Annotated in this window: 14 protein-coding genes and 1 pseudogene; 4 read left to right on the forward strand and 11 right to left on the reverse strand. The window is 62.8% G+C overall.

Features of this window, described 5'->3' with window-relative positions; genetic code table 11:
• Window positions 1–157: 157 nt before the first annotated feature.
• Window positions 158–562 (reverse strand): hypothetical protein, encoded by a 405-nt coding sequence (locus A3M1_RS25965; RefSeq protein ID WP_081620335.1) that lies wholly within the window; start codon window positions 560–562, stop codon window positions 158–160.
• An 84-nt stretch (window positions 563–646) separates the two neighbouring features.
• Here A3M1_RS25965 and A3M1_RS0116970 point away from each other — a divergent pair, with 84 nt between their 5' ends.
• The gene (locus A3M1_RS0116970) at window positions 647–2,092 is read left to right on the forward strand and encodes an IS1182 family transposase (RefSeq protein WP_018390189.1); all 1,446 of its coding nucleotides are present in this window, start codon (window positions 647–649) and stop codon (window positions 2,090–2,092) included.
• Between the two features lie 1,025 nt (window positions 2,093–3,117).
• On the opposite strand, the pseudogene A3M1_RS25970 reads toward A3M1_RS0116970, so the two are convergent.
• The 4 genes and pseudogenes from A3M1_RS25970 to A3M1_RS26740 form a co-directional block, all read right to left on the reverse strand.
• Window positions 3,118–3,282: pseudogene (locus tag A3M1_RS25970) on the reverse strand (transposase); the annotation flags it as partial.
• A 240-nt stretch (window positions 3,283–3,522) separates the two neighbouring features.
• Entirely contained in the window at window positions 3,523–3,933 is a 411-nt protein-coding gene (gene crcB, locus A3M1_RS0116975; protein ID WP_018390190.1) for a fluoride efflux transporter CrcB, read from the reverse strand.
• A 129-nt stretch (window positions 3,934–4,062) separates the two neighbouring features.
• Window positions 4,063–4,941 (reverse strand): alpha/beta fold hydrolase, encoded by an 879-nt coding sequence (locus A3M1_RS0116980; protein ID WP_018390191.1) that lies wholly within the window; start codon window positions 4,939–4,941, stop codon window positions 4,063–4,065.
• A 165-nt stretch (window positions 4,942–5,106) separates the two neighbouring features.
• Complete coding sequence (locus A3M1_RS26740) at window positions 5,107–5,265, reverse strand: hypothetical protein (protein WP_198291193.1); 159 nt, start codon at window positions 5,263–5,265, stop codon at window positions 5,107–5,109.
• Here A3M1_RS26740 and A3M1_RS0116985 point away from each other — a divergent pair.
• On the forward strand, window positions 5,264–7,204 hold the full coding sequence (locus tag A3M1_RS0116985) for a PAS domain S-box protein (protein WP_245261721.1): 1,941 nt from the start codon (window positions 5,264–5,266) through the stop codon (window positions 7,202–7,204). The genes A3M1_RS26740 and A3M1_RS0116985 overlap by 2 nt on opposite strands.
• An 88-nt stretch (window positions 7,205–7,292) precedes the next feature.
• Here the strand turns inward: A3M1_RS0116985 and A3M1_RS0116990 are convergent, their stop codons facing one another.
• The gene (locus A3M1_RS0116990; protein WP_018390193.1) at window positions 7,293–8,339 is read right to left on the reverse strand and encodes a cupin domain-containing protein; all 1,047 of its coding nucleotides are present in this window, start codon (window positions 8,337–8,339) and stop codon (window positions 7,293–7,295) included.
• A gap of 196 nt (window positions 8,340–8,535) precedes the next feature.
• Here A3M1_RS0116990 and A3M1_RS0116995 point away from each other — a divergent pair, with 196 nt between their 5' ends.
• Entirely contained in the window at window positions 8,536–10,185 is a 1,650-nt protein-coding gene (locus tag A3M1_RS0116995; RefSeq protein ID WP_018390194.1) for a Na+/H+ antiporter, read from the forward strand.
• Between the two features lie 127 nt (window positions 10,186–10,312).
• Window positions 10,313–11,503, forward strand: a complete 1,191-nt coding sequence (locus A3M1_RS0117000) for an MFS transporter (RefSeq protein WP_018390195.1) — start codon at window positions 10,313–10,315, stop codon at window positions 11,501–11,503.
• Window positions 11,504–11,628: 125 nt separating this feature from the next.
• On the opposite strand, the gene A3M1_RS0117005 is transcribed toward A3M1_RS0117000, so the two are convergent.
• From A3M1_RS0117005 to A3M1_RS0117025, 5 genes are all read right to left on the reverse strand, one after another.
• Window positions 11,629–12,744, reverse strand: a complete 1,116-nt coding sequence (locus A3M1_RS0117005) for an FAD binding domain-containing protein (RefSeq protein ID WP_018390196.1) — start codon at window positions 12,742–12,744, stop codon at window positions 11,629–11,631.
• Window positions 12,745–12,766: 22 nt separating this feature from the next.
• Complete coding sequence (locus A3M1_RS0117010; RefSeq protein ID WP_018390197.1) at window positions 12,767–13,543, reverse strand: SDR family NAD(P)-dependent oxidoreductase; 777 nt, start codon at window positions 13,541–13,543, stop codon at window positions 12,767–12,769.
• A 151-nt stretch (window positions 13,544–13,694) separates the two neighbouring features.
• Window positions 13,695–14,054, reverse strand: coding sequence for a response regulator transcription factor (locus tag A3M1_RS0117015; protein ID WP_018390198.1), 360 nt, complete (start codon window positions 14,052–14,054; stop codon window positions 13,695–13,697).
• Window positions 14,055–14,212: 158 nt separating this feature from the next.
• The gene (locus A3M1_RS0117020) at window positions 14,213–15,187 is read right to left on the reverse strand and encodes an HlyD family secretion protein (protein WP_018390199.1); all 975 of its coding nucleotides are present in this window, start codon (window positions 15,185–15,187) and stop codon (window positions 14,213–14,215) included.
• The gene (locus A3M1_RS0117025) at window positions 15,184–15,390 is read right to left on the reverse strand and encodes a DUF1656 domain-containing protein (RefSeq protein WP_018390200.1); all 207 of its coding nucleotides are present in this window, start codon (window positions 15,388–15,390) and stop codon (window positions 15,184–15,186) included. The genes A3M1_RS0117020 and A3M1_RS0117025 overlap by 4 nt, the downstream gene beginning before the upstream one ends.
• Window positions 15,391–15,403 lie beyond the last annotated feature (13 nt).

Raw genomic sequence — 15,403 nt, forward strand, 5'->3', positions numbered from 1 at the left:
GGAGAGCCGTGTTTCCCAAAACGAACACCTGATTGCAACCTGATAGCGCGGGAGTAGCCGTAAGGGTTTTCGCAGACATAGCCTAATTAAGCGTCTGTTCTCATCCTTCTGTTGTCGCAAAACTTCTACAGACCGTGTGGAAACTAACGTTTTTGGTTTAAGATGAGCTGCTACGCCGGTTCCCGATAGCTTGCTCGATACCGGGGACGGCGTGGCCACCGAACCAAGTGATCATTTTGCGTATGTCATCTACTGCTGGAGCCTCGGGTTGGTGGGATCCAATTATTTCTGCTGCGGCGTGTGCCATGGCAATAAGGATGCGGGAGGCCTCCGGCACATAGGCACGGTCGTCTCCCTTATCATGTCTTTTTCGGATGATCTCGTATCGAATGTTTTCCGGATAGGTCCATGCGCTTGTAAGAAAGTCGTGGATGCTAACATCTTGGCCGCGCACGCTAACAGCCGCGTCTCTATCGCTCTCATGGTATCCAGCAGCCTCCACGCGCTCACAAGCATCGATCGCTGCGGCCATCATGTCTCGGATTAGATCCCAGTCAGTCATTAATTCCCTCCAGTTTCGCTTATTCCCGTTGCCCGAAAATCACCTGAGGATTCCCTTGCGGCGACGCTCGATCTACACTTTGCCATGGCACATCTTTCAGGAATAGACCGCTCGCAACTGCTGCTTCTGCCGGAGGCGGTCGACGATTACGTCGGGCCGGACAATCCGGTTCGGTTCATCGAAGCCTTCGTGGATCAACTGGACCTAGCGACCGCCGGGTTCAACCGCGTGACGGCGAAGACGACGGGCCGTCCGGGTTATGATCCGTCCGACCTTTTGAAGCTCTACGTGTACGGCTACGTCAACCGCGTACGGTCGAGTCGGCGACTGGAGGCTGAGACCCACCGCAACATCGAAGTCATCTGGCTGCTGCGGCACCTAAAACCCGACTTCAAGACAATTGCCGATTTCCGCCGATTGAACCGGTCTGCCTTCCGACAGGTGTTTCGCGAGTTCGTCATCCTGTGCCGGCAATTCGACCTGTTCGGACGGGAACTGCTGGCCGTGGACGGCACGCGCATCAAGGCGGTGAACAACAAGGATCGTAACTTCACGCGGGGAGCGTTGACGAAGTTCATCAACGAAGCCGACGAGAAACTGGCCGACTACATGAAGCGGCTTGATGAGGACGATGCACAGGAGGAGAAAGCCCGCGGCAATGGCAATGGTTCCGGCCGCGGCGATGGCAAACTCGCGGAAAAGATTGCGGCGATCAAAGGCAAGCGTGATCGTCACAAGGCATTGCTGGATGAATTGGACAAGACTGGCGAGGATCAGATCTCGCTAACTGATCCGGATGCCCGCGCCATGGCGCGCATGACGAAGGTCGGCGTCGGCTACAACATCCAGCTTGCGGTTGATGTGAAGCACAAGCTGATCGCCGCGCAGGAGGTCTGCAACCAGGTGCTCGATATGGGGCTTCTTACGCCGACGGTCGAGGCAGCAATGGACACGCTCGGTGTCGACAGGATCGAGGCGGTTGCCGACCGGGGCTACTTCAAGATCGAGGATATCGAGGCTTGCGAGAAAGCGGGCATTACCGCCTATGTTCCCAAACCGATCCGCGGTCCGGCCGTCGCCGAGGGATTCTTCTCCAAGGAGGAATTCCGCTACGATCCGGACAAGGACATTTACCTTTGCCCCGCAGACCAGATGCTCTCACCCCGCCATTTTGGCAAATCGCGCGACAATGTGAAGATCGACTACGTCAACCGCGACGCCTGCAAGGCATGCCACCTACGTGAACGCTGCACCAAAAGCTTCCGTCGTGTGTCGCGCCTTGAGAACGAGGCGGTGCTCGACCGCATGGCATCGCGTCTTACCGCCCGGCCCGACATACTGGATCGGCGGCGCGAAAGCGTCGAGCACCCGTTCGGTACCATAAAACAATGGATGTATCAGGGCGCGTTCCTGATGCGGCGGTTGGAAAACGTCAAAGGGGAGTTCAGCCTGACGGCGCTGGCCTACAACATCAGGCGAGCCATAACCCTTGTCGGCGTTCCGGGCCTCATCGCTGCGGTCAGGGCATGACAGGCCGTTCTACGCACTTTCTGAGCCAAACGGGGGCGAACAGGAGCCCAACAACGCCTTCTCGGGCTCTTTGGACATCGAAATCAGACAAGTCTTCTGATCCGCAGAGTTCCGGCACTGAACAGTGCAGGCCATCATTCATCAAAAGAGTTTTCGCACAGTCTGTCTAAGATTCGCAAGAGATCAGCATCCTTTGAAATTCCAGGGGAATTGCTGTCGTAAAAGTCGGGTGCGAAAGTCGGCTTTACGCAGGGAATTTTTGCGACAGTTTTGGCTGCTTTCTCGTCAACCCAGCCGGAGATCTGCCTTTCCGCTTTCCACCAGACCCCGCCATTCCGAGAATGCCAATAGCGCGTATCGACTATGACGATTAACGCCTGTTGTCACGCCGTAGGGCTTTAGAGTGTTATAGCGTAGACGTATTGCTCATCTTCGTCGGGCGTGGCCCGCCGTGTTTTGAGACGGTGGCGGGGCGGAAGGGATTCGAACTTCACCTAACGGGATGGCTGGGAGCGTCCTCCTCGCCGAAACCCGATGCGGCCCTTCCGATCACGAGAGATTAAGATCGCAGTGCCGAATTTCGGCCGGGAAGACATTGTAGGCGGACGCAAGCCTCATTCAACGAATGCTCGGCTGCGACAATGATAGGCATACATTACGATGCATGGAGCGGGTCGGATCGTTTCCTGAATTCCGCGGTTGACGATAGACCCCGAAAGCATGATTTTCGATTTCAGAATAGAAAGTGCAATGATTTCAAGAGCTCCGTTTTTTGACGGTCTGACAGTCGGCACGTTGAGAACAAAAATATTTTTTATACATATTCTTCAGTATCTTAACTTAACCGCCAATGATCGAGTGGGAATGAACTAGGGTGGTTTCAGACCATCCCGCGCCGTGCCGGAAATCGCACCAACCCTCTGGCTAACAAAGATTTTTCTTCCTACCCCGTATCACTGCGTGTCACCCCAGCCGGACCACTTTGTTGGTACCGATGTTGGTATGGCGCAGGATGGTCGAGAAACGGGAAAGGCATGCTGAGGATCCGTCTTCGCCTCGCGGACCCATTTACGCAGCACGTTCTCGTGGACATCCAGGTCGCGGGAAGCCTGCGCAACGGCAACGCCCCGATCCTTCACCAATCTTACAGCCTCAAGCTTGAACTCGCGGCTGAACCTCCGTCGTTGCATTCCCGCTCTCCAGTCCCGTTGAACACCTTATCTCGGTGTCCACGAAACCGGCAGCAGGCCAATCGTCTCCACCACAAGCATCCCAAACCTGGTCTCCGATCGTCCCGGAGGCACTGTGAACCCCTGCGTCAGAGGGGTCCCGTTTGGACGCCGATAGCCCCTAAAGCGGGGGCCTTATTCCACGCCGATTCACATGTTCATGGGCGAATTGCGCCGGGCGAGCGTCCGGCAGGCACGAAATCACCTTACGCTCAACGTCTGTGGCGCCCCGGCAAAGGCACTAGGAACCATATGGCCAATACTACACGCGATGAGGCAAAGCAGAACGGAGAGGACGATATTGAGTGCAGCGCGGCCCGGATGCCCGGCATTGAGCAGCATGAGGGTCTGAAGGCTGAAGGACGAAAAGGTCGTGAACCCTCCGCACAGACCCACCAGCACGAACTGGCGAAACTCAAAAGGAATGGCGGAATGCGTTCGGCTCTCGAATAACGCGGCGAATAGACCGATTGCGAAGGAGCCGCCCACATTGATGACGATCGTTCCCCAGGGAAGCATGTCGCCGAGGAACACACTGAGCCAGCGGCCCAACCCGAAGCGCAGCACGCTGCCAAGTGCTCCGCCGAGCGCGACACATCCATATGTGAGCATGGTGACTTCCCTTAAGCTTGCCCGCAGTCGGAGATGAGCGCGGCAGGGATAGTCTTTCAGACCAGGCTCGCTGACATAATTCCACGTTGATATGGATCGCATAAACAAAGGTATGCGAACATCGCAACATCAGCTTTTCGCATAATCCGAAAGGAAATCAGCCAGAACCAGATTGAATTTGATCGGATTTTCAAGAAACATGAAATGGGATCCGCCCTCTTCTTCCTTGAATATGACGGTCTGAGCTCCCGCTATCGCACGCCCGGAAGCCAGCATTGCTTGCCAGGGCACTATACTGCGCTCCGCACCCACGCAGAGGCACGGGCGACGGATGCGCCCGATGACGTCCTGCCAGTTCTTGAAGGCATGATCATAGAGCAGGCGTGCGGCGTAGGCGCGCGGCAAGAGGGCATTTTGCGCGAGCACCCAGTCAACATGGTCAGCGGGGTAATGGTCACTGAACATGCTCCTGACGAATGAGGCACTTAACGATCCGTCATCCTGCGCCAGGCGCGCCACCAGCTCTGCGGCCTCCTGGGCCGAGAGTATGGCGCCCGCGTTGAGACGCTCTTCCTCCGACCAGCCCGGTTCGCCGACAATGGCCGAGGCCTGATCCACGAACACCATCCGCTCGATATCGGCATCGCCATATTGTTCAAGGTAGCTCCATATCACCGAGGAGCCCATTGAATGGCCGATTAGCACGACGTTCCGCAGGTCATGCGAGCGAATCAAGTCATGCAGGTCGGCCGCGAGACGCGAAATGCGATAGCCATGGGCCGGCTTCTCACTCAGCCCGTGCCCACGCATGTCCACGGCGATGACATGGCATGCCGCGCTCAGGCTTTCGATCTGGAATTTCCATTGTTCGGCCGTTTGCGACCAGCCGGGGATGAGGATGACAGGCTTGCCGGATCCCGCCTCCAGATAGTGCAGCGTCACGCCATCACTGGTGCGGAAGGAGCCGTCGATCCATGGTCTTGCCGCCTGGTCGTCTGCCCGATGCATGCCTCACTCTCCCACACAAACACGTCCATGGACGATGCGGATGACATGCGCCGGTCGGTGCCGCGTCATCCGCGGCGACGTTAGTCTCCCCGGCGCGGCTCCCATGCAACGACGACTTTCGGAGGAACCAGCACAGATGTTCAATACAGATGAGCCATTTCTCCGCTACATCGCAAAAGGGCTGCCGCTCCTGTCGGCGCCATATTCGCGGAGATAGAGGGCCGTGCCTGTGACGGATGCGCCGAGCGTATGGCAGAGGATGAAGAGCGCCGACAAAGTCGTCTGCGCGGCTGCGGCGACCGCCGTCGCCGGGGCGGTGTTCATGGCCGACCTCTGGCTTCCCGTTCATAGCGCGATCGCTGCGCTTTACATTGTCGTCGTGGTGATCGTCGCCGCGGGCGGCCTGCATCGATTTGTACTTCCCGCTGGTGCGGCCTGTCTGGTCCTCAGCGCGATCGGCTATTTCATCGCGTCGGCGACGGCCGCCAATCCGCATACCGTTCCCGATTTCATCCTCAGTGCCCTGTTGATCGCCTGCGTCACGGGGCTTGCCTTCCGGCTGAGCGCGGAGGCCGCCCCCCTGCGCGAGCAGGCGCGGATCCTGGAGTTCACCCACGACACCGTCATCATCTGCGACACGGCCGGGCGCATCCTCTACTGGAACGAGGGGGCGGAGCGGCTCTATGGCTGGTCGCGGGAAGATGCCATCGGCGCGCATTGCCACGAATTGCTTCAATCGGACTATCCGCGTGCCGAGGTGGAGCGCGCCCTTTCGGCCGAGGGCAGCTGGGCGGGCGAAATGCACCGTCGACGTCGCGATGGCAGCGAAATCGTGCTGGCCGGGCGGTCGCTTGTCCGGCAAGACCGGTTGGGGCGTCGTATCGGCGTGATTGAAACCGGCACGGACCTTACGGCGGAACGGCAGGCGCATGAGGCGCGCCGGATCTCGGAAGAGCGCTATGAGGCGATCTTCCATGAATCTCCGGTTTCCATGTGGGAATCCGACTGGACGCGCGTCCTTGCCCATCTCAAGGCATCCGGCGTCACGCCGCAGTCGCTCCGGACAAGCAACGACCAGATCCCCGTTCTCCGCAATCTGGGTTCGACGCATATCGCCAACAGGGCAACGGCCCGCCTTTTCGGCACGGACTCGCCCGATGTGATGGTCGGAAAGACCTTTGTGGCGCACTACATGCCCTCGACCGAGGCCGCGCTTGCAGAAATCTTTGCCACCTTCCTCGAAGGCGGGCAGATGCGTGAGGTCGAGACCCAGTTTCGCACCGCGCAGGGCAGGGTGATCGACGTGCTATGGCGCGCGACGCTGCTTCGGGGAAGAAGCGAATGGTCCCGCGTGCTGATCACGGCCATCGATGTGACCGATCGCAACAATGCGCGGGCCAGGCTGGAGCAGGCGTCGGCCGACCTGGCCCATGCCGCGCGTGTCTCCACCCTTGGGCAGCTTTCCGCCTCGATCGCGCATGAAGTCAGCCAACCGCTGGCCGCCATCAAGACCTACGGAGAATCGGCCAAGCGCTGGCTAGCGGCGCCCACCCCGGACATTGCCGAGGTGGCCATGTGCCTGGATGGCGTGATCGCCAACAGTACCCGGGCGTCTGAAACCCTGGCGCGCGTTCGATCCCTGGCGCGGAAGGACACACCTCAACCGGAAGCGTTCGATCTTGCCGGTCTCATCGCGGAATCGGTCCGGATGCTGCAGCGTGAAGCAAACGCGCACGCGACCCATATCCGAGAGCTTATCGAGCCGGGACTGCCGGCGGCCTTTGCCAATCGCGTGCAGATCCAGCAGGTCATCGTCAACTTGATCCTGAACGCCATCCAGGCCATGGACAAAATCGACGGCCGGCCGCGCGAAGTCGTCATCTCCCTCAGTACCGCCCCCCAGCAGATGATGAACATCGACGTACGCGACAACGGCACCGGCATCGCGCTGGAAAACCCCAACGAGGTATTTCAGCCCTTCATCACTACAAAGGCCAACGGGATGGGCATGGGCCTTGCCATCTGCCGATCCATTGTCGAGGCGCATGGCGGGGCGATCCGGGCTGAAAACAACGTCGCCATGGGCGCCACGCTCTCGTTCACCGTGCCGACGCAGGTGAGCGTGGCGGACGCATCGCAGCGCCTTCCTCTGGCGAACGAAGCCCGGGTCGAGGACCCGCTGACTGCCGCCAGCGTCGCCATCCGTTCGGCTGCCACGCGGGTGGATGCCGAGGGTCGCACACTGGCCCCGACCAAGCACTGATTCTACTCCAGCTGCTGCGGCCGAAAATGAAGAGAGGACCGAAGCCTTCGCTTGTGTCCTCTCCTTCGATGTTGCAACGCTTGGGGGCTCACGCGCGGATCGGCGGCGCCATGAAGAGCGTGCGGTGCGGCAGACGTTCGGCCGTGGCGCGCGGCAGGTTCAGATTGGTGGCCAAGACATCCGGCGGGGTGGACGCGAGCCACGCGCTGAGGTCGTTCGATTCATAAAGGCCGTTATTGAACCCGACCAGAACCCTCAGCATGCCCTCGCCGGTGTTGCGGATGTAATGGCCCGATCCCATCGGCGCGTAGCCGATATCGCCTTGCTCGAACGGCTCGACGACGACCTGGCCTTCGGCAAGGAACACGCCCATCTCCGCCGATCCTTCAAGGTAATACTGCCACTCGTCGGCGCTCGGATGCCAATGCAGTTCACGCATGGCACCCGGCTGAATTTCCAGCACGGAGCCGGCCATGGAGGTCGAGATAGGGAACTCCTTCGCGGTCACGTAGACTTGGGTGCCGCCACCCGGCACGCGGCGCGGCTGCTGGGCGCCGAGCGGGTAGCGATGGGTACTGACCAGCGCCGGCGTGCTGCGCGCCGCGGCATCGAAGGAACGGTCATCGGGCACCGGGCCCGCAGCAAAATAGGCCTCGCCTTTCGGCAGCAGGGCGATGTCGTCGGCACCGAGGCCGAGATTCTGCGCGACCACAGCCTGCGGCGTGTGAGCGAGCCAATCCGTGACGCTGAAGGTGTGATCCTCGGAGAAATCGCCATTGTCGAAGATAAGGATGAAATGACACTCTCCGGGGCCGATACCCTGGATCGAATGACCCCAGCCACGGGGAAAATACCAGATATCGCCAGGGCCGAAGGTGTCGGTCTCCCAGCTGCCGTCGGGATTCAGCAGGGTAGTGCGACAGCCGCCGGAGACGACGTACCCCCATTCGGCGGCATTGGCGTGCCAGTGCATTTCGCGCATCGAGCCGGGCGCCAGACGCATCGAGACGCCGGCGATGCCGATGCTTGCGGGAAATTCGTGCACCGAAGCACCGCGCGTGACGCCCCCCGCACCAAGGCGCGGAGGCTGCTGTTCGAGGCGGTAGCGGAAGGAGAGCTTGTCTGCGTTGCTCATGATGTCGGCTCCATTCGGTTCGGGCAGTGACGTGCCCGGCGACGCTAGGAGGGGAACGGCAGGAGGTTTTTCGCGAATGCCGGATGTGATCGCCTGGGCCTGAGCAGCTCGGTCTATGGCCCTTTCAGCGTGGCTTCGCGAAAGACGCGCGGTCTGGCTCTGCTAGTGTTCTCCGTTCAGAGAGCGGGCTCCCGGCATGCATCACTTCTACATTGTGCTTGTTCTGCTGCTCGGCGTCGTTGTGGGCCACTGGATCGCTGGCACGCTGCGCGACCGGGTGGCTTTGCCCCTCGTCCAGATCGCGCTGGGCGCCGCGATCGGCCTGATCGGCCCGTTCAGCGTGACACTTGATCCCGAACTCTTCTTTGTCCTTTTCCTGCCGCCGCTGCTTTTTCTCGATGGGTGGCGTGTGCCGACGGAAGACCTTTCGGACAATGCCGGGACCGTGCTCTCACTGGCCTTTGGCCTCGTCTTCTTCACGGTTCTCGGCATCGGCTACCCCTTGCATATCCTGGTGCCGGAGATGCCGCTCCCGGTCTGCTTCGCACTCGCGGCTGTGGTGTCGCCGACCGATGTCGTGGCAGCCGGCGCCATGGTGGCGAACGTGACGGTGCCGCGCCGCTTGCTGCGGATCCTCCAGGGCGAGGCACTGTTCAATGATGCTTCCGGGCTCGTCTGTCTGCGCCTTGCTGTCGCGGCGACGATGACGGGTGCCTTTCACTTCTGGGATGCGTTGGCAGAATTGGCGTGGACCGCCGTTGGGGGCGTGCTGATCGGCGCGGCGCTGACATGGGCCGTCTCCGGTGCCAAGACGTGGGTAAGCTCACAACTGGGCGAGGTTACATCCACGCAGATCATCATCAGCCTGCTCGTGCCCTACGGAGCCTATCTTATTGCCGACGGCGCCGGCTGCTCGGCGGTGCTGGCAGCGGTCTCCGCCGGCATGATGATGAGCCGGCTTGAAGTGCGCGGCATCACGCTGCCGATGACGCGCCTTCGGCGAACGACCGTCTGGGAGACGCTCCAGTTCACGCTCAATGGCATTATATTCCTTCTGCTGGGCGAGCAATTGCCGAACGTGCTCTCCCACATTAATGCCAGCGTGGCCGAGGACGGGCACCGTAGCCTGGCATGGCTAGGGGGCTGCATCGCGGTGATCACGGTGGCGCTGGCGCTGCTCCGCTTCGTCTGGGTCGCCGCCATCATCCGTCTGCGTCGTCCCGGCGGCGGGGCCCTTCGCCCTCGGACGAACTGGCGTCTTGTCGCCGCCATGTCGGTGGCCGGCGTGCGGGGGGCGGTGACGCTGGCGGGGGCGATGAGCCTTCCACTCAGGGGATATGACGGCGCGGCATTTCCGGCCCGTGACGTCGTCATCGTCATGGCGGCCGGCGTGATCGTCACCTCGCTCGTGCTTGCCAATCTGGCGCTGCCGCGTCTGCTCCGCGGTGTGACCTCTCCGATGGAACCCGACGGCACCAAAGCTGCGCTGGAAGCGCGCATCCAGGCCACTCAGGCGGCGCTGGCGGCGGTCGCGACCGCCGGCGCTCAGCGCGCCAACCCGCAGACCGACTTCATCGCGGCCGCAGCGCTGGTGACCGGGGACTATCAGCGCCGGCTCGAACACTTGTCCGGCTACGCCGAAACGGCCCCGAAGGACGATCGGGGCGGGATGGGACACGCGCGGCAGGACGAGCGCACGCTACGCCTGCTGGCGCTGAGGGCGGAGCGCGCCGCCGTCATCGGCATGGCGCGCAAGCGACACATCTCAAATGATCTCGCGCGAACTCTGATGCGGGAAACCGATCTCGCCGAAACCTATTACCTGTCACCGCCAGAGACGCCGTGAACGCCGGCCAAGCACACTCACGTATAGGCAAAGCAACCGAACGGCCGATTTCGGTAGCCTCCGCCCGGCTCTAACTTTCCTGCACAGACAGCTGAGCTGCCCCCCCCCACATGCAGGAAAATGAGCGATGTCGAAACATGAAAAGATCCACCATGGCGCACCTGCGAAGGCGATGATCGGCGCAGGGTCTACCTTCGCCATGGCCACCGCCTCCGGCATCGCCGTCGCCAACATCTATTACAACCAGCCCATGCTCGCGCTGATCGAGCAGGACCTGCCGGGCAGCCTGGCGGGCGCCATACCGACCGCGACCCAGCTCGGCTACGCGCTCGGTCTCTTCCTGCTGGTGCCGCTGGGCGATCTGATGGAGCGTCGGCGTCTCATCGTCGGCCAGTTCATCGTGCTTGCCGCCGCGCTGGTGCTCGCGGCACTGGCACCGAGCGCGCTGCTTATCGTGCTGGCCTCGCTTCTCGTCGGGCTCGCTTCGACCGTCGCCCAGCAGATCGTGCCGCTCGCCGCCCATATGGCGGCGCCGGCGCGGCGAGGCGCGATCGTCGGCACGGTGATGGCCGGCCTGCTTACCGGCATCCTGCTGAGCCGCACGCTGGCGGGATTTGTCGCCACCCATGGCGGCTGGCGGGAAATGTTCTGGCTGGCCGTCCCCATGGCCCTGGCGGCGGCGGGCCTGATGGCGGCGATCCTGCCGCACAGCGCGCCGGACTCTCGAATGAGCTATGGCCGGCTGCTGCACTCGGTCTGGCATCTCTGGTTCGAGTTTTCGGCACTCCGCCTGGCAGCGTTGACGCAGGCCGCCCTGTTCGCCGCCTTCACCGTGTTCTGGACGATCCTCGCCTTCCGCCTGGAACAGCCACGGTTTGGCCTTGGGGCTGATGTCGCCGGCCTCTTCGGTCTGGTCGGTGCCGTCGGCATTCTGGCCGCCCCGCTCGCCGGCCGCTTCGCCGATCGGCATGGGCCGAGCCGAGCCGTGGTCCTGGGCACCGCCGTCACTTTGGTGTCCTGGGTGGTGTTCGGCGTCTGGGGATCGCTGGCCGGTCTGGTTGTCGGCGTGATCCTGCTGGATTTTGGCATGCAGACGGCGCTCGTCTCCAACCAGCACATCGTTTTCTCCCTGCGTCCGGAAGCGCGCGCCCGGCTCAACACGGTGCTCATGGGAGCAATGTTCCTGGGTGGCGCGCTCGGTTCCGCGCTGGCGACCCTCGCCTGGGGGGCCGGAGGCTGGTTGCTGGTGAGCATCCTCGGCACCGCCTTCGCCGCCGTTGCGGCCGCGCTTCAAGCGCTGGCATGGTTCCGCCGCTGAGTGCGGCGCTGTGAGGCTGGGTGGCCATCGGGCCCGCCCAGCCGGCTCCAGCCTGCTATCCCTGGCGCACCATGTCCTGCAACGGGACGTGCGCCGCGCGGCAATAAGGGAAGGTGGGGAGGGGGCTACCCCAGAGACTGCCCCAGCCGCTGCCCATAGGCGACGATCGAGCGCCCGATGGGCGCGCGTTCGGACTCATAGGCGGCGAGCCCGGCATCGATATCGGATGTCCCGCGCAGGGCGTTGCGCAGGGCGAAGGCATCGCCGGCGGCCTTGGCAACGCCCATCGCGGTGTGCGGACGCGCCACAAAGGCGGCATCTCCCATCAGCGCCACGCGGCCCGCGACCATATGGGCCGGCGCATAGTCGAAAATGGCATGAATGAAGGGGCGGGGCTCGGCCGTCACCGCGGCCGCGAAGGAGGGCGGCAGCAGCCGTTCGGCATCTGCGCGCATCGCGGCAACAATCTCGGGCCGCATATGACCGGGTGCGAGCGAGAAGGGGCGGCGCACACCGTCGGCGTCGGTCAGCACCGCGTGGAGCTCATCAGGTGCATAGCGGCGGTACCAAACCCAATTATACCGGCGACGGCCGATAGCGGTCGAGCCGTCTGATCCCGGCACGAGATAGCCAAGAATGTGCGAGCCGGGCATTTCATAGAAGGCGAAGCGCTCGAATAGTTGTTCGGCGGCCGCCGCCGGAATGTCAGCTTCGGGCACCAGGCCGCGCCAGGTGGCGTAGCCAACATAGTTCGGCAGGTAATGCGGTCCGCAGACCGCGGAGCGCACCGCCGAGCCGATGCCATCGGCGCCGATCACAATATCCGCCCGCTCCTCGCCGCCATCGGCGTAGCGGACCTGCACGCCCTCCGGGCCCTGCCGGATGTCGACCGCGCGCCGGCCTTTCTGGTAGCGGATATCGGGCAGCAGTTCGCGGAAGGTACCGAACAGCACGTCCCAGGACAGTTGCGTCTGCGGTGTGCGCTGCCGGTGGATGATGTCGCCCGCGCGGTCGAGATAAATCCGCTCGCGCGCCTCCACCCCGATCTGCGCAATGTGCTCGACGCCGACCTCGCGAAGGATATCGAAGACCTCGCGCTGCGCCACGAGCCCGGCGCCACGTCCTTCCAGGCCGTGGATCGAGCGTTCGGTGACGGCGACATCGAAGCCGGCGCGGTTCAGCAGCACGGCGGCGAACAGGCCGCCGATCGAACCGCCGACAATGAGGATGCGAGCGTTCATGATGGGCGTTCCTCGCCGGACGTCAGATGATGGAGTCGATCACGCCGCCATCGACCCGCAGCGCGGCACCGGTGGTGGCCGAGGCGAGCGGGGAGGCGATGTAGACCGCCATGTTCGCCACTTCCTCGACGGTGGCTGGCCGGCGGATGATCGAGGTCGGACGGTGAGCTTGCACGAAGTCGGCCCCGGCCTGTTCCAGGGTCTTCCCGCTGGCAACGTCGGCCTTGAGCATTTCGGCCACGCCCTCGGACAGCGTCGGCCCCGGCAGGATCGAATTGACGGTGACGCCGGTGCCGGCCATGCGCTTGGCCAGACCTCTGGCAAGCGAAACGTCGGCGGTTTTGCTCACCCCGTAATGGATCATCTCCACCGGAATATTGAAGGCGGATTCCGAACCCAGAAACAGCATGCGGCCCCAGCCCCGCGCGGCCATGCCGGGCAGATAGGCGCGGGCGAGCCGAACCCCGGCCATGACATTGACCTGCCAGTGCGCCTCCCACACCTCGTCGGTCGTGTCGAAGAAGTCGGAGGGCTGGAAGATGCCGAGATTGTTCACGACGATGTCGAAGGAAGGCTCCGCTGCGACCATCTCCCGCACGCCGTCCGGCGTACCGAGATCGATGGCGCGCCCCCGCGCCGAGGCAGCGAGGCGGTTCAGGGCGGCGTCGACCTTGGCCGGTGTGCGGCCATTGATGATGATGCGCGCTCCCGCCTCCTGGAGGCCCTTGGCAATCGCAAAACCGATGCCTTCGGTTGATCCGGTGACGAGGGCGGACTTGCCGGAAAGATCGATCTTCATCATCTGCTCCTGTCGCGACTGCCGGCCCGGTCGCCAACCGGCGATCAAGAAGCCCGCAATCTGTGGCGTTGAAGCGCGACAATAGAAGGAGCGCTGGAACCGGCTGTTCGGTTCGCCCGCTCATACGACGGGCTGTACGACGCCTGCCGCCTCAGCCCGCGCGGGTGAGCGCCCTTTCGATGCAGGCGATCATGTCGTTGCCGTCGAAGGGCTTGCTGAAAAAACCGACCGCCCCGGCGGACATCGCCTGACGCCGCACCCGTTCCTCCGGAAAGGCCGTAATGAAGATGAGCGGCAGGTGACGCCCATCGGCCAGAAGGCGGTTCTGCAGTTCCAGGCCAGTCATGCCCGGCATCTGCACATCGGTGATCACGCAATTGCTGTCATGCACCTGCGGCGAGCGGAGGAAGTCGTCGGCCGAGGCGAACGTGCTCGTCTTGAAACCCAGCGATCGGACAAGGCTGGCGGTTGCCGCTCGCACAGCGTCATCATCGTCGATGATCGAAATCATCGTGTCGTGGCGCACGTCCAGAAATCCTTCTCATTGACCAAAGTCGCGCCCCTTTTAACGTTCGCGGCACCGGACGTTCCGAAATTGCAGGGAACGTTGTCAAACCGATCGGGTGCCCTGCCTGTCAACAATGGCTTCGCGCACGGCACGTTGCAGGGTCAAGGGAGTTTATGTGCCGCAGGCGCTGTCATGGGCAAACCTTCACCCTGGTGCGGCGCTTTCGCGTCCGCGCTTGTACCAGGTCCTACGATTGATACAGTCGCCGTCAGGCCGGCCGCGAGGGTGATGTCGGGCGGAACATGGTCCAGGACGATCCGGACGGGCACGCGCTGGGCGAGCCGGACCCAGGTGAAGACCGGGTTGACCGTGGCAAGGCCGGAACCATCGGGCTGCGCATTGGGAACGGCAATTCCGCGCCCTATGCCCGTGACCGTGCCGGTCAGCTTCTGGGGATAGGCCATGAGCGCGACCCGAGCCGTGTCGCCGAGGCGGATCCCGTTGAGCACCGATTCCTCGAAATAGGCGTCGACCCAGAAACTGTCACTGTCCACCACGGAGAGGACACGTTGCCCGTTCGTGGCGTAATCCCCGGGCTGGGCGAGAAGGTTGGTGACGTAACCATTCACCGGCGAGACGATCCGCGTGCGGCCGAGGTTCAGCCTGGCCTGGTCGCGATTGGCGAGTGCCTGCTGATACGCCGCGGCCGCCATGTCCGCCACGGCGGCGAAGCTCTGCTGCTCCTCCTTGGACACGGCAATGGCGGTGAGCTGGGCGCGCCGTTGTGATTCCGCCTGCTTGTTGTCGAGATCGGCCTTGGCGCGCGCGACGGCGGCTTCGGCATTGGCGAGAGCGATCTGGTAGTCGTCAGGCTCGACGACCATCAGCAGATCGCCCTTGCGCACGAACTGGTCGCCCTTGACGGGGAGTTCGACGATGCGGCCCGAGACCTGCGGCGTGACCGTGACCACATAGGCACGCACCGTGCCGTCGCGCGTCCAGGGGCTCGCCATATAGGCCTGCCACATCCACCAGCCGAGCAGGCCGGCCGCCCCGAGGGCGCTCAGGGTCAGCAAGACCGACAGCACGGCGCGAAATGTCGATGGCCGGTCGTCGGCCGGATGGATGATGGTCATTGCCGCGGCCCCACATAAAGGACGATGAGCGAAAGAATGATGATGTAGATGCAGAGATTGAACAGGCCGCGGTGCCAAATCCGGCGTGTAATTTCCAAGTGATTGGCAACCAGGCTCAACGGAAATGTCGCCACCCAGGCCGCCAGCATCATCACGGCGAAAGGGGCGACATAGACCCCGAGAATGTTGATCTCCGTGTACACGTGTTCCTCGCTT

It is taken from the genome of Ancylobacter sp. FA202 (genome assembly GCF_000380205.1).
Taxonomy (GTDB): Bacteria; Pseudomonadota; Alphaproteobacteria; order Rhizobiales; family Xanthobacteraceae; genus Ancylobacter.